This window comes from Enterobacter sp. PL_is379, from assembly GCF_055817355.1.
This window is the reverse complement of sequence record NZ_JBVPGT010000027.1, coordinates 136,974-150,940: the sequence shown is the minus strand read 5'-3', so window position 1 is coordinate 150,940 and position 13,967 is coordinate 136,974. Positions and strand designations below refer to the sequence as shown.

Annotated in this window: 15 protein-coding genes; 6 read left to right on the top strand and 9 right to left on the bottom strand. The window is 56.7% G+C overall.

All coding sequences use genetic code 11. From position 1 onward, the window contains the following. Positions 1-71 precede the first annotated feature (71 nt). Entirely contained in the window at positions 72-1,514 is a 1,443-nt protein-coding gene (gene pyk / locus AC0TOY_RS10155) for a pyruvate kinase (protein ID WP_008500455.1), read from the top strand. A 45-nt stretch (positions 1,515-1,559) separates the two neighbouring features. On the opposite strand, the gene lpxM is transcribed toward pyk, so the two are convergent. The 3 genes from lpxM to znuA all read right to left on the bottom strand — a co-directional run bounded on the left by lpxM (position 1,560) and on the right by znuA (position 4,932). Then, positions 1,560-2,531, bottom strand: a complete 972-nt coding sequence (gene lpxM / locus AC0TOY_RS10150; RefSeq protein ID WP_061714872.1) for a lauroyl-Kdo(2)-lipid IV(A) myristoyltransferase — start codon at positions 2,529-2,531, stop codon at positions 1,560-1,562. Positions 2,532-2,652: 121 nt separating this feature from the next. Further along, a complete protein-coding gene (gene mepM, locus AC0TOY_RS10145) occupies positions 2,653-3,972 on the bottom strand; it encodes a murein DD-endopeptidase MepM (RefSeq protein WP_024909694.1) in 1,320 nt (439 codons plus the stop codon). Between the two features lie 15 nt (positions 3,973-3,987). Next, complete coding sequence (gene znuA / locus AC0TOY_RS10140) at positions 3,988-4,932, bottom strand: zinc ABC transporter substrate-binding protein ZnuA (RefSeq protein ID WP_032642638.1); 945 nt, start codon at positions 4,930-4,932, stop codon at positions 3,988-3,990. 77 nt (positions 4,933-5,009) lie between these two features. On the opposite strand from znuA, the gene znuC reads away from it, so the two are divergent. Continuing rightward, positions 5,010-5,765, top strand: coding sequence for a zinc ABC transporter ATP-binding protein ZnuC (gene znuC, locus AC0TOY_RS10135; protein ID WP_023312233.1), 756 nt, complete (start codon positions 5,010-5,012; stop codon positions 5,763-5,765). Beyond that, a complete protein-coding gene (znuB, locus tag AC0TOY_RS10130) occupies positions 5,762-6,547 on the top strand; it encodes a zinc ABC transporter permease subunit ZnuB (RefSeq protein ID WP_473721786.1) in 786 nt (261 codons plus the stop codon). The genes znuC and znuB overlap by 4 nt, the downstream gene beginning before the upstream one ends. A 59-nt stretch (positions 6,548-6,606) precedes the next feature. On the opposite strand, the gene ruvB is transcribed toward znuB, so the two are convergent. From ruvB to aspS, 6 genes are all read right to left on the bottom strand, one after another. Next, complete coding sequence (gene ruvB / locus AC0TOY_RS10125; protein ID WP_023312235.1) at positions 6,607-7,617, bottom strand: Holliday junction branch migration DNA helicase RuvB; 1,011 nt, start codon at positions 7,615-7,617, stop codon at positions 6,607-6,609. An 8-nt stretch (positions 7,618-7,625) separates the two neighbouring features. Then, positions 7,626-8,240 (bottom strand): Holliday junction branch migration protein RuvA, encoded by a 615-nt coding sequence (ruvA, locus tag AC0TOY_RS10120; protein WP_023312236.1) that lies wholly within the window; start codon positions 8,238-8,240, stop codon positions 7,626-7,628. 80 nt (positions 8,241-8,320) lie between these two features. After that, positions 8,321-8,842, bottom strand: a complete 522-nt coding sequence (ruvC, locus tag AC0TOY_RS10115; RefSeq protein ID WP_473721785.1) for a crossover junction endodeoxyribonuclease RuvC — start codon at positions 8,840-8,842, stop codon at positions 8,321-8,323. Between the two features lie 34 nt (positions 8,843-8,876). Beyond that, positions 8,877-9,617: a YebC/PmpR family DNA-binding transcriptional regulator gene (locus AC0TOY_RS10110; protein WP_008500447.1), complete on the bottom strand. Its 741-nt coding sequence runs from the start codon at positions 9,615-9,617 to the stop codon at positions 8,877-8,879. Positions 9,618-9,644: 27 nt separating this feature from the next. Beyond that, on the bottom strand, positions 9,645-10,088 hold the full coding sequence (gene nudB / locus AC0TOY_RS10105; RefSeq protein WP_048992232.1) for a dihydroneopterin triphosphate diphosphatase: 444 nt from the start codon (positions 10,086-10,088) through the stop codon (positions 9,645-9,647). Position 10,089: 1 nt separating this feature from the next. Further along, entirely contained in the window at positions 10,090-11,862 is a 1,773-nt protein-coding gene (gene aspS, locus AC0TOY_RS10100) for an aspartate--tRNA ligase (RefSeq protein ID WP_048992234.1), read from the bottom strand. A 263-nt stretch (positions 11,863-12,125) separates the two neighbouring features. Between aspS and AC0TOY_RS10095 the strand changes: the two genes are divergently transcribed. Genes AC0TOY_RS10095 through AC0TOY_RS10085 form a run of 3 tightly spaced genes read left to right on the top strand, consistent with a single transcriptional unit; the run spans position 12,126 to position 13,955 of the window. Continuing rightward, complete coding sequence (locus AC0TOY_RS10095; RefSeq protein ID WP_473721784.1) at positions 12,126-12,692, top strand: hydrolase; 567 nt, start codon at positions 12,126-12,128, stop codon at positions 12,690-12,692. Then, a complete protein-coding gene (locus AC0TOY_RS10090) occupies positions 12,689-13,507 on the top strand; it encodes a DUF72 domain-containing protein (protein ID WP_473721783.1) in 819 nt (272 codons plus the stop codon). The genes AC0TOY_RS10095 and AC0TOY_RS10090 overlap by 4 nt, the downstream gene beginning before the upstream one ends. 52 nt (positions 13,508-13,559) lie before the next feature. Beyond that, entirely contained in the window at positions 13,560-13,955 is a 396-nt protein-coding gene (locus AC0TOY_RS10085) for an MAPEG family protein (protein ID WP_021240443.1), read from the top strand. Positions 13,956-13,967 lie beyond the last annotated feature (12 nt).

Here is a 13,967-nt window from a genome sequence, read left to right as displayed (position 1 = left end):
GCCTTGCAGCAGATGAAGGCCGATTCAATGTTCACGCAACACCAAAGTTGTTTCAGTCAACGGAGTATTACATGTCCAGAAGGCTTCGCAGAACCAAGATCGTAACCACCTTAGGCCCGGCCACCGATCGCGATAATAATCTCGAAAAAATTATCGCCGCCGGTGCCAACGTGGTGCGTATGAACTTCTCTCACGGTACGCCAGAAGACCATAAATTACGTGCCGATAAAGTGCGTGAAATCGCAGCTAAACTGGGCCGCCACGTTGCTATCCTCGGCGATTTGCAGGGTCCAAAAATTCGTGTCTCCACCTTTAAAGAGGGGAAAGTTTTCCTCAATATCGGCGACAAATTTCTGCTGGATGCCAACCTGGGCAAAGGCGAAGGCGATAAAGAAAAAGTCGGTATCGACTACAAAGGCCTCCCGGCTGACGTCGTACCTGGCGATATCCTGCTGCTTGATGATGGCCGCGTACAGCTGAAAGTGCTGGAAGTTCAGGGCATGAAAGTGTTCACCGAAGTTACCGTCGGCGGCCCGCTCTCCAACAATAAAGGCATCAACAAACTGGGCGGCGGCCTCTCTGCAGAGGCGCTCACCGATAAAGACAAAGCGGACATCGTGACGGCTGCGCTGATCGGCGTTGATTACCTGGCTGTCTCCTTCCCGCGCTGCGGCGAAGATCTGAACTATGCGCGTCGCCTGGCACGCGATGCAGGTTGCGATGCCAAAATCGTCGCCAAAGTTGAGCGTGCGGAAGCCGTTTGCGATCAGGACGCCATGGACGACGTGATCCTCGCGTCTGACGTGGTGATGGTTGCGCGCGGCGACCTGGGTGTGGAAATCGGCGACCCTGAGCTGGTCGGTATTCAGAAGGCCCTGATTCGTCGCGCACGTCAGCTGAACCGCGCGGTGATCACCGCGACTCAGATGATGGAATCGATGATCACTAACCCGATGCCAACCCGTGCAGAAGTCATGGACGTGGCAAACGCCGTGCTGGACGGAACCGATGCGGTGATGCTCTCCGCAGAAACCGCAGCGGGCCAGTATCCGGCAGAAACCGTGGCCGCCATGGCGCGCGTCTGCCTGGGCGCTGAAAAGATCCCAAGCATCAACGTCTCTAAACACCGTCTGGACGTGCAGTTCGACAATGTGGAAGAAGCGATTGCGATGTCGGCAATGTATGCGGCAAACCATCTGAAGGGCGTTACCGCGATCATCACCATGACCGAATCTGGCCGCACCGCGCTGATGACCTCGCGTATCAGCTCGGGTCTGCCGATCTTCGCCATGTCCCGTCACGAACGTACTCTGAACCTGACGGCGCTGTACCGCGGTGTGACGCCGGTCCACTTCGACAGCACCAATGATGGCGTGGCCGCCGCGCACGATGCCGTAAACCTGCTGCGCGACAAAGGCTATCTGGTGTCCGGTGATATCGTCATTGTGACCCAGGGCGATGTAATGAGCACCATCGGCTCAACCAACACCACCCGCGTTATGACCGTCGAGTAATAACGTCTCTGTTAAAAAGCCCTCTCCAGATGGAAAGGGCTTTTTTTATTTCGTTGGATACAGCTCTTTGCGTTTATACGGCTCTGTTTCGCCCGGTTTGCGCGTTTTAAGCAGCTTCAGAATCCACGTGTACTGTTCGGCATGCGGCCCCACCAGTATCTCTACCTCTTCGTTCATTCGACGCGCGATGGTGTGGTCGTCTGCGGTCAGCAGATCGTCCATCGGAGGACGGACCTCAATGCTCAGTCGATGCGTTTTGCCGTCATAGACCGGGAATAGCGGGATCACGCGGGCACGACAGACTTTCATCAGGCGACCAATCGCGGGGAGCGTCGCTTTATAGGTCGCAAAGAAATCAACAAACTCGCTGTGCTCGGGGCCGTGATCCTGATCCGGCAGATAGTAGCCCCAGTACCCCTGACGTACCGACTGAATGAAGGGCTTAATGCCATCGTTACGGGCATGCAGGCGTCCGCCAAAACGACGACGCACCGTGTTCCAGACAAAATCGAAAATCTTATTGCCCTGATTGTGGAACATTGCCGCCATCTTCTGGCCCTGAGAGGCCATCAGCATCGCCGGAATATCAACGCCCCAGCCGTGGGGGACGAGGAAAATGACTTTCTCGTCATTGCGGCGCATCTCCTCGATGATCTCCAGCCCTTTCCAGTCAACGCGATCGACGATTTTATCCGGCCCTTTCAGCGCCAGCTCCGCCATCATCGCCATGGCCTGCGGCGCGGTAGTATACATCTCATCAATGATTGCCTCGCGCTCGGCGTCGCTTTTCTCAGGAAAACAGTAATAGAGGTTGATCTGCGCACGACGGCGGGCGCTCTTGCCTAAACGCCCCGCCAGACGACCAATTTTACCCAGAACGGGATCGCGAACAGAGGCAGGCAGCATCGCCATCCCCGCAAAGGCGTAAACACCAAGCCAGGCGCCCCAGTTGCGCGGATGGCGGAAGGATTTTTCAAACTCAGGAATGTATTCAATATTGTTTTTTTGGGTTTCCATGCTGGATCCAGGGTCTGATGACGCAAAATTTTATTCAGATAGTGTAGCGAGGCAGTCGTCCACGCACAAAAGAAAAAGCCGGCGTAAGTGTGCGCCGGCTTTTTTAACAAAAACAGAGAACTTAGTTTAAGCTCAGCTGCGGCATCACCTCTTTCACCTGCGCCAGATAATCAGTACGATCTTTACCTGTCAGGCCTTCAGTGCGCGGCAGTTTCGCGGTCAGCGGGTTCACTGCTTGTTGGTTGATCCACACTTCATAGTGCAGGTGCGGGCCGGTAGAACGTCCGGTATTGCCGGAGATCGCAATACGGTCACCACGCTTCACCTTCTGGCCCGGTTTGACCAGCAGCTTACGCAGGTGCATATAGCGGGTCGTATACGTACGGCCATGACGTACCGCGACGTAATATCCGGCGGCACCGCTACGCTTGGCCACCACCACTTCGCCATCCCCTACCGCCAGTACCGGCGTGCCCTGCGGCATAGCAAAGTCAACACCACGGTGCGGCGCGACGCGCCCGGTTACCGGGTTCAGACGACGCGGGTTAAAGTTCGAGGAGACGCGGAACTGTTTTGCCGTCGGGAAACGCAGGAAGCCTTTCGCAAGGCCCGTACCGCTGCGGTCATAGAACTTACCGTCTTCGGCACGAATCGCGTAGTAATCTTTGCCCTCAGAGCGCAGACGTACGCCCAGCAGCTGGCTTTGCTCGCGTTTGCCGTCCAGCATTTCGCGGGACATCAGAACGGAGAACTCATCGCCCTTCTTCAGCTTACGGAAATCCATCTGCCACTGCATGGCTTTGATCACCGAGCTGATTTCAGCGCTGGTCAAGCCCGCATCTCGCGCGCTGGAGACAAAGCTCGCGCCCACGGTGCCTTTCAGAACGCTGTTAACCCAGTCGCCCTTCTGCATTTCGCTGGTCATCTTGAAACCGTTTGCAGTGCGATCGTAGGTGCGGGTTTCGCGGCGGGACATTTCCCAGGTCAGACGCTGGAGATCGCCATCCGCCGTTAGTGTCCAGGAGAGCTGTTGTCCAATTTTCAGGTTACGAAGATCTTTATCCGCAGCCGCCAGCTGGCTGATATTGCCCATGTCGATGCCGTACTGGTTCAGCACGCTGCTCAGCGTGTCCCCGGTAGACACAACATATTCGTGAATACCGGCTTCGTTCTCGGTTTTATCGTCCAGCTCATCCTGCGGGATGGCTTCATCTTCCTGAGCCGCCTGGTCGATAGGCTCACTGGCTTCAGGCAGCAAAGAACGGATTTCGCTCTTTTCAAGCTCAATGGTTTTGATGATAGGGGCAGAACTCGGGTGGTAAACATAGGGCCGCCAGACGGCGACCGCTAAGGTGAGTACTGTAAGCGACCCCAGCATAACGCGGTGGGGTCGAGGCAGATTGTTAAATGCCAGGGCGACAGAGCGGGCTATCTGTTGCACGTATTCACTTCCTCGTTAATCTCCTTTCAGGCAGCTCGCATACTGGTTCGCCAGTTGGCTGAGGAACTGCGAATAGCTCGCTTTGCTCAACTGGATATTCGTACCTAGCGGGTCAAGGGTTCCCATGCGCACGGATGTTCCCCTGGCCACGGCTTCTACGACCGCTGGCCTGAACTGTGGCTCAGCAAAAACGCATGTCGCTTTTTGCTCAACCAGCTGTGTTCTGATTTCATGTAAACGCTGCGCACCAGGCTGAATTTCAGGATTGACGGTAAAATGACCCAGCGGGGTCAAACCGTAGTGTTTTTCGTAATAGCCATAGGCGTCATGAAAAACGAAATACCCTTTACCTTTCAACGGTGCGAGCTCATTACCTACCTGCTTATCGGTTGCGGCTAATTGTGCCTCAAAATCCTTCAGGTTGGCGTCTAGTTTGGCTCGACTTTGCGGCATAAGTTCCACTAATTTGTCATGGATTGCAACCGCTGAAAGCCGCGCTATCTCTGGGGATAACCAAAGATGCATGTTGTACTCGCCGTGATGGTGATCTCCATCACCTTTTTCACCCTCTGCAGCGTGATGGTCATGTTCGTCACCGTCGTCATCCGCCCCTTTCATGAGCAGCGGTTTCACGCCGGGGAGGTCTGCAATCGCGACCTGCTTTTCGCCGGCAACCTGTTTTGCTGACTTCTGCATGAACGCTTCCATTTCCGGGCCAATCCAGACGACTAAGTCCGCGTTTTGTAAGCGTTTTACATCTGACGGGCGCAGGGAATAGTCATGCTCGGATGCACCATCAGGGAGCAGAACCTGGGTTTCCGTGACCCCGTCTGCAATGGCCGACGCGATGAATCCGAGTGGTTTAAGCGAAGCGACAACCGCAGCGTTAACATCTTGTGCGGTTGTACCCCAAAGGGCAGCGGATAATGCTGCGAAAAGAAGCGTATTTTTATGTAACATAATGCGACTAATCATCGTAGTGAATGCGTGGAATGTGATATTATAACATTCGTTGACTTCTTCAAGCTTAAAATGACATGACGACATTGGTTTCCCTTGAAAATATTTCGGTCTCATTTGGCCAGCGCCGCGTCCTCTCTGACGTGTCGCTCGATCTGAAGCCCGGCAAAATTCTGACGCTGCTCGGCCCCAATGGCGCAGGCAAATCCACCCTGGTGCGCGTGGTGCTGGGTCTGGTCGCACCCGATGAAGGCGTGATCAAGCGCGAGGAAAAATTGCGTATCGGCTATGTGCCGCAAAAACTTCATCTCGACGCCACGCTGCCGCTGACGGTCAGCCGCTTCCTGCGTCTGCGCCCCGGCACGCGTAAAGCCGATATTCTCCCGGCACTGAAACGCGTGCAGGCGGGCCATCTTGTCGATGCGCCGCTGCAAAAACTGTCCGGCGGTGAAACTCAGCGAGTCTTACTTGCCCGTGCGCTGCTGAGCAGCCCGCAGCTGCTGGTGCTGGATGAGCCGACTCAGGGTGTGGATGTGAATGGTCAGGTTGCGCTTTATGATTTGATCGACCAGCTACGTCGAGAGCTTGATTGCGCAGTGCTGATGGTGTCTCACGATCTCCATCTGGTGATGGCAAAAACCGACGAAGTGCTGTGTCTCAACCACCATATCTGCTGCTCCGGCACGCCAGAAGTGGTCTCCATGCACCCGGAGTTTATCTCTATGTTCGGCCCTCGCGGCGCTGAACAGCTGGGCATCTATCGCCATCATCATAATCATCGCCATGATTTACAGGGACGAATCGTACTGCGTCGGGGAAATGGACACTCATGATTGAACTGTTACTGCCCGGCTGGCTGGCCGGGATTATGCTTGCCTGCGCCGCGGGTCCGCTCGGCTCGTTTGTCGTCTGGCGCAGAATGTCCTATTTCGGCGATACCCTTGCGCACGCGTCCCTGCTGGGTGTTGCCTTTGGTCTGTTGCTTAATGTGAACCCGTTTTACGCGGTGATCGTCGTCACGCTGTTGCTGGCCGCCGGTCTGGTCTGGCTGGAGAAGCGCCCTCACCTCGCAATTGATACGCTGCTTGGCATTATGGCGCACAGTGCCCTGTCACTGGGCCTGGTGGTGGTCAGCCTGATGTCGAACATCCGCGTGGATCTGATGGCCTACCTCTTCGGTGACCTGCTGGCCGTGACGCCTGAAGATCTCATCGCTATCGCCATTGGCGTGGTGGTGGTGCTCGCTATTCTGCTCTGGCAGTGGCGTAACCTGCTGGCCATGACCGTCAGCCCGGACCTGGCCTTTGTCGACGGCGTGAAGCTGCAGCGCGTTAAGCTGCTGCTGATGCTGGTAACGGCGTTAACCATTGGCGTGGCGATGAAGTTTGTCGGCGCGCTGATTATTACCTCGCTGCTGATCATCCCTGCGGCTACGGCACGTCGCTTTGCCCGTACGCCGGAGCAGATGGCCGGTGTGGCCGTGATTGTCGGAATGATTGCGGTAACGGGTGGACTCGCCTTCTCGGCGTTCTATGACACGCCTGCGGGGCCGTCTGTGGTGTTAAGTGCTGCGGTGTTGTTTATTTTCAGTATGATGAAGAAGACCGCAAATTAACATCGAGGGCGCTGATGCCCTCACCCTGGCCCTCTCCCACAGGGAGAGGGAACAATGCATTACGGCATTGCCGGTGGCGTAATGCCAAAATGATTCCACGCCCGCACCGTTGCCATACGTCCACGCGGGGTGCGCTGCAGGAAGCCCTGCTGGATCAGATACGGTTCAAGCACGTCCTCGATGGTTTCGCGCTCTTCCCCGATTGCCGCCGCCAGGTTATCCAGCCCGACCGGGCCGCCAAAGAACTTATCCAGCACCGCCAGCAGCAGTTTACGGTCCATATAGTCAAAGCCTTCGGCATCGACGTTCAGCATATCCAGCGCCTGCGCGGCGATCTCGGCGGAAATCGAGCCATCGTGCTTCACTTCGGCAAAGTCACGTACGCGGCGCAGCAGGCGGTTAGCGATACGCGGCGTACCGCGGGAACGCTTCGCCACTTCAAACGCGCCCTCTTCGCTCATTTCCAGCCCCATATAGCGGGCGCTACGGCCAACGATATGCTGGAGGTCCGCCACCTGGTAAAACTCAAGACGCTGCACGATACCGAAACGGTCGCGCAGCGGAGAGGTCAACGACCCGGCCCGCGTCGTTGCACCAATCAGGGTAAACGGCGGCAGATCGATTTTGATGGAGCGCGCGGCCGGGCCTTCGCCAATCATGATATCCAGCTGGTAATCTTCCATCGCCGGATAGAGCACTTCCTCCACCACCGGCGACAGGCGGTGGATCTCATCGATAAACAGCACGTCATGCGGTTCGAGGTTGGTCAGCATCGCAGCGAGATCGCCCGCCTTCTCCAGCACCGGGCCGGAGGTGGTGCGCAGGTTGACGCCCATTTCATTGGCGACGATATTCGCCAGCGTGGTTTTCCCCAGACCTGGAGGGCCAAAAATCAGCAGGTGATCGAGCGCATCGCCGCGCAGCTTTGCCGCCTGGATGAAAATCTCCATCTGGGAACGAACCTGCGGCTGGCCGATATACTCATCAAGCAGTTTTGGGCGGATCGCGCGATCCACCACGTCATCTGCCTGAATAGTGCCTGCCGATACCAGGCGGTCTGCTTCAATCATCCTTTACCTCACAATGCAGCGCGCAGCGCTTCGCGAATCAGGGTTTCACTGCTGGCGTCCGGTTTGGCAATTTTGCTCACCATACGGCTGGCCTCCTGAGGTTTATAGCCCAGCGCCACCAGCGCAGCAACCGCTTCCTGCTCGGCATCATCATCCGTGGCAGGGCCGCCTGGCGAGGTCAGTACCAAATCGGCAGCCGGCGTGAACAGATCGCCATGCAGGCCTTTAAAGCGGTCTTTCATCTCGACAATCAGGCGCTCTGCCGTTTTCTTGCCGATGCCCGGAAGCTTAATCAGCGCAGCAGGATCTTCGCGCTCAACGGCATTCACAAACTGTGGCGCTGACATGCCGGATAAAATCGCCAGCGCCAGCTTCGGGCCAACGCCGTTAGTTTTAATCAGCTCGCGGAACAGGGTCCGTTCCTGCTTGTTATTGAAGCCGTACAGCAGCTGGGCATCTTCACGCACCACAAACTGAGTAAAGACAATCGCCTCTTTGCCCGCGTCCGGCAGCTCATAGAAGCAGGTCATCGGCATATGGACTTCATAGCCCACGCCACCCACTTCCAGCAGCACTAACGGGGGTTGTTTTTCAATGATGATGCCTCTGAGTCTGCCTATCACGTGACGCTCCTGCGTTCTGGAAGAAATTAACTGCCGACATAATAAAAAAAGGCTGGATAAACATCCAGCCTGATTTGTCATTATCGTAACCTGCCTCGCGCCAGATTAAGCCGCGACTCGCTCATCTGCATCGCGTTCTGGCTGACGTGACAGTGGGTAATCGCAATCGCCAGCGCATCCGCGGCGTCGGCCTGTGGGTTCGCTGGCAGCCTCAGCAGGGTACGCACCATGTGCTGCACCTGACTTTTCTCCGCGCTACCAATGCCCACCACCGTCTGCTTGACCTGACGTGCCGCGTATTCAAATACCGGCAAATCCTGGTTGACCGCAGCGACGATGGCCACCCCGCGCGCCTGACCGAGCTTTAGCGCCGAATCGGCGTTTTTCGCCATAAAGACCTGCTCGATAGCGAAATAGTCCGGCTGAAACTGGGTGATGATCTCCGACACGCCCGCATAAATGAGCTTCAGGCGCGACGGCAGATCGTCCACTTTGGTGCGAATACAGCCGCTGCCGAGGTAGGTTAACTGGCGTCCAACCTGACGGATAACGCCATAACCGGTGACGCGTGAGCCTGGGTCAATCCCGAGAATAATCGACATCACGCGTCTCCTGTAACGGATTTACACGCTCTCATTAGAGAGTCGCTGCAACCTCATCAGAGATTTCACCGTTGTGGTACACTTCCTGCACGTCGTCGCAGTCTTCGAGCATGTCGATCAGACGCAGCAGTTTAGGCGCGGTTTCCGCATCCATGTCCGCTTTGGTGGACGGGATCATGGAGACTTCAGCGTTGTCCGCTTTCAGGCCAGCCGCTTCCAGCGCGTCGCGCACGGCACCCATCTCTTCCCATGCGGTGTAAACGTCGATAGCACCGTCATCGAAGGTCACCACGTCTTCCGCACCGGCTTCCAGCGCCGCTTCCATGATCGCATCTTCATCGCCTTTCTCGAAGGAGATGACGCCTTTTTTGCTGAACAGGTAAGCAACGGAACCGTCAGTGCCCAGGTTGCCACCGGTTTTGGTGAACGCGTGGCGCACTTCCGCAACGGTACGGTTACGGTTGTCGGACAGGCACTCAACCATCACCGCCGTACCGCCAGGGCCGTAACCTTCATAGATGATGGTTTCCATGTTCGCGTCTTCATCGCCGCCCACACCACGTGCGATAGCACGGTTCAGGGTGTCACGCGTCATGTTGTTGGACAGCGCTTTATCAACCGCCGCGCGCAGACGCGGGTTAGAAGCCGGGTCACCGCCGCCCAGACGCGCTGCCGTCACCAGCTCGCGAATGATTTTGGTAAAGATCTTACCGCGCTTGGCATCCTGTGCCGCTTTGCGGTGTTTGGTGTTGGCCCACTTACTATGACCTGCCATAAAAATATCCTCAAAGAGCGCGCCTTTTCAGGCAGCGTTAATTACAAATTCTTCAATCGCCTGCCGGTTGCTCCACGACTTGGTCAGTGCGGCGGCCTCCGCCGCATTCACCCAGCGGTAGGTCAGGTGTTCGGTAAACACGATCTCCCGTTCATGGGGGAGCGCGAGACAGAACCACGACTCCGTGTTGCGCCTGGTACCCGGCGCGTAGCGATGACGTAAATGGCTAAAAATTTCAAACTCCACCGTGCGCTGACAGTCCTTCAGGGTCAGTTGCTCGCGGGCAACGTCAATGGCGACCTCTTCCTTTACTTCACGCGCGGCGGCCTGCGGCGCGGTTTCTCCCTCTTCCAGACTGCCGGTTACCGACTGCCAGAAATCAGGGTCATCGCGCCGCTGCAACATCAGCACCCGCTTCGTGTCTTCTGCATAAATGACCACCAGAACCGAAACGGGAAGCTTATATTCCATATCAGTTTTTCTCTTCCTTCTTCACCACTTCAATGCCCAGCTCAGCCAGAGAGGCTGGGTTAGCAAAGCTTGGCGCTTCGGTCATCAGACACGCTGCGGCAGTGGTTTTCGGGAAGGCAATAACATCACGAATGTTATCGGTGCCGGTCAGCAGCATGGTCAGTCGGTCAAGACCGAAGGCCAGACCCGCGTGCGGAGGCGTACCGTATTTCAGCGCGTCCAGCAGGAAGCCAAACTTCTCGCGCTGCTCCTGCTCGTTGATGCCCAGGATGCCGAACACGGTCTGCTGCATTTCACCGCTGTGAATACGCACGGAACCACCGCCCACTTCGTAGCCGTTGATAACCATGTCATAAGCGTTCGCGACCGCGTCTTCCGGCGCCGCTTTCAGCTCTGCTGCCGTCATGTCTTTTGGCGAGGTGAACGGGTGGTGCATCGCCGTCAGGCCGCCTTCACCGTCGTCTTCAAACATTGGGAAGTCGATAACCCACAGCGGCGCCCATTTGTTTTCGTCGGTCAGGCTCAGGTCTTTGCCGAGCTTCAGACGCAGCGCGCCCATCGCATCCGCCACGACTTTCTTATTGTCTGCGCCGAAGAAGATCATGTCGCCGTCCTGCGCGCCGGTGCGCTCAAGGATCGCTTCCACGATGTCCGCGTTCAGGAACTTCGCTACCGGGCTGGTGATACCTTCCAGACCTTTCGCACGCTCGGTCACCTTAATATAGGCCAGACCTTTCGCGCCGTAGATCTTGATGAAGTTGCCGTAGTCGTCGATCTGCTTGCGGCTCAGTGCTGCACCGCCCGGCACGCGCAGGGCCGCCACGCGGCCTTTAGGATCGTTAGCCGGGCCAGCGAAGACGGCAAACTCAACGCCTTTCACCAGGTCTGCAACGTCCACCAGCTCCATCGGGTTACGCAGGTCAGGTTTGTCGGATCCGTAGCGACGCTCGGCTTCAGCGAAGGTCATAATTGGGAAATCGCCCAGCTCAACACCTTTTACGTCGTTCCACAGGCTACGCACCAGGGCTTCCATCACTTCACGCACCTGCTCGGCGGTCATGAAGGAGGTTTCCACGTCGATCTGGGTAAATTCTGGCTGGCGGTCAGCGCGCAGGTCTTCGTCGCGGAAGCATTTAACGATCTGATAGTAGCGATCGAAGCCGGACATCATCAGCAGCTGTTTGAACAGCTGCGGAGACTGCGGCAGCGCGTAGAATTTACCTTTATGAACGCGGGATGGGACCAGGTAGTCGCGCGCGCCTTCCGGCGTGGCTTTGGTCAGCATCGGGGTTTCGATATCGAGGAAACCGTGATCATCCATAAAGCGACGCACCAGGCTGGTGATTTTCGCACGGGTTTTCAGGCGCTGAGCCATTTCCGGGCGACGCAGATCCAGGTAGCGGTATTTCAGACGCGCTTCTTCAGTGTTGACGTGGTTGGAGTCCAGCGGCAGCGCTTCAGCACGGTTGATGATCGTCAGATCGGACGCCAGCACTTCAATGGCACCCGTCGCCATGTCGGCGTTGACGTTTTTCTCGTCACGCGCACGCACGGTGCCAGTAACCTGAATGCAGAACTCATTACGCAGCTCAGAGGCCAGCTTCAACGCATCTGCGCGATCCGGGTCGAAGAACACCTGAACGATACCTTCGCGGTCGCGCATATCGATGAAGATAAGGCTACCAAGATCACGACGACGATTGACCCAACCACACAGGGTGACCTGCTGTCCGACGTGGGACTGACGCAGCTGCCCGCAATATTCTGTACGCATGAGATATCCCTTAATTAGCCGCAGGCTAAATGTCGCCTGGTATGCAGGCTACTATGTCGCAGCTTTCTGTATGTCACAACTGGATGAAAAAAGGCGGCTATTATACTGGAAATTCCGCCGGACGATAAGAGCGAACCACGGCCAGGCGGTCGTTTGCTGCACTCTTATTGCGCATTCTCACAAAAATTAACAAAATTATGCGACCAATAACAGGCCATCACGTCGTATGGTGTCCAGAAGTGATTAATTTAACGGGAGTAACGATGTTAACCCTTGATGCCAGAAAAACCGCGCTTGTAGTGATTGATTTACAGGAAGGCATTTTGCCCTTTGCCGGTGGCCCGCATACCGCAGACGATGTGGTCGACCGCGCCGCTCGCCTGGCGGAGAAATGCCGTGCCAGCGGTGCGCCGGTGGTCATGGTGCGCGTCGGCTGGTCCGCGGATTACGCCGAAGCGTTAAAACAGCCCGTTGATGCGCGGGCACCCGCGCGAGCCCTGCCGGAAAACTGGTGGACGTACCCGGTCTCACTCGGCAAACGCGACAGCGATATTGAAGTGACCAAACGCCAGTGGGGTGCCTTCTACGGTACCGATCTCGAGCTGCAGCTCCGCCGTCGCGGCATTGACACTCTCATCCTGTGCGGCATTTCCACCAATATTGGCGTGGAGTCAACCGCCCGCAACGCCTGGGAACTGGGCTTTAATCTGGTGATCGCCGAAGATGCCTGCAGCGCGGCCTCCGCGGAACAGCATCAGGGCAGCATGACCCATATCTTCCCGCGCATCGGCCGCGTGCGCAGCACGGATGAGATCCTTCGCGCACTATGATGTATGTGGGCCTGCCCCAGTGGTCGCACCCGAAATGGGTGCGCCTTGGCATCACCAGCCTTGAAGAGTATGCCCGACACTTCAACTGCGTCGAGGGCAACACCACCCTGTATGCGCTCCCCAAAGCTGAGATTGTCGCACGCTGGCGGGAGCAAACAACCGACGATTTCCGTTTCTGCTTCAAGTTTCCGGCGACCATTTCTCACCAGGCCGCGCTGCGAAACTGCGGTGAGTTGACCGACGAATTCTTTGCCCGGATGGCGCCTCTGGCAAACCGCATCGGCCAGTACTGGCTGCAGCTTCCCGCAGTCTTTGGCCCTCGCGACCTGCCCGCACTGTGGACGTTTCTGGACGCCCTGCCCCGGGAGTTTACCTACGGGGTGGAGGTCCGACACCAGGACTTCTTTGCGAAGGGCGAAGCCGAAAAAGCGCTCAACCGCGGCCTTCTTGAGCGTTCCGTCAACCGGGTGATCCTCGACAGCCGTCCGGTGCACAGCGCGATACCGCACAATGAGGCCATCATTGAGGCGCAGCGTAAAAAACCGAAAGTGCCGGTCCACGCCATCATGACTGCGCAGAACCCGATGGTCAGGTTTATCGGCAGCGATAACATGCAGCAAAACCAGGCGATGTTCGCCGTCTGGCTGGAAAAACTGGCCTCGTGGGAACACACCACCACGCCGTATCTCTTTTTGCACACGCCGGATATTGCCCAGGCCCCCGAACTGGTCGATGCTCTGTGGCAGGCCTTGCAGGCTGCGGTGCCGTCCGTGGGCAGCGCCCCTGGCATCCCACAACAATCTTCTCTTTTCTGATATCACCCCCTATCATAGTGAAGTACCATCTGCCAAAAAACAGGGAGTTTGTATGGTCAGCGCGCTGTATGCGGTGTTAGGTGCATTACTGCTGATTAAGTTTTCATTTGATGTTGTGCGCCTCAGAACGCTGTACCGTGTCTCCTACGGTGACGGCGGATTTTCAGAGCTACAAAGCGCTATCCGCATTCATGGCAACGCGGTCGAATACATCCCCGCAGCCTTAATCCTGCTGCTTTTTATGGAGATGAATGGCGCAGAAACCTGGATGGTTCATATCTGTGGCCTGCTTCTTATTGCTGGCCGCCTGATGCATTATTACGGCTTTCACCACCGCTTAATCCGCTGGCGTCGTTCCGGCATGAGTGCGACCTGGTGTTCGCTTTTGCTGATGGTGCTGGCTAACCTGTGGTATATGCCGTGGGAGTTGGTTTTCTCCCTCCATTAGCGCACAATACGC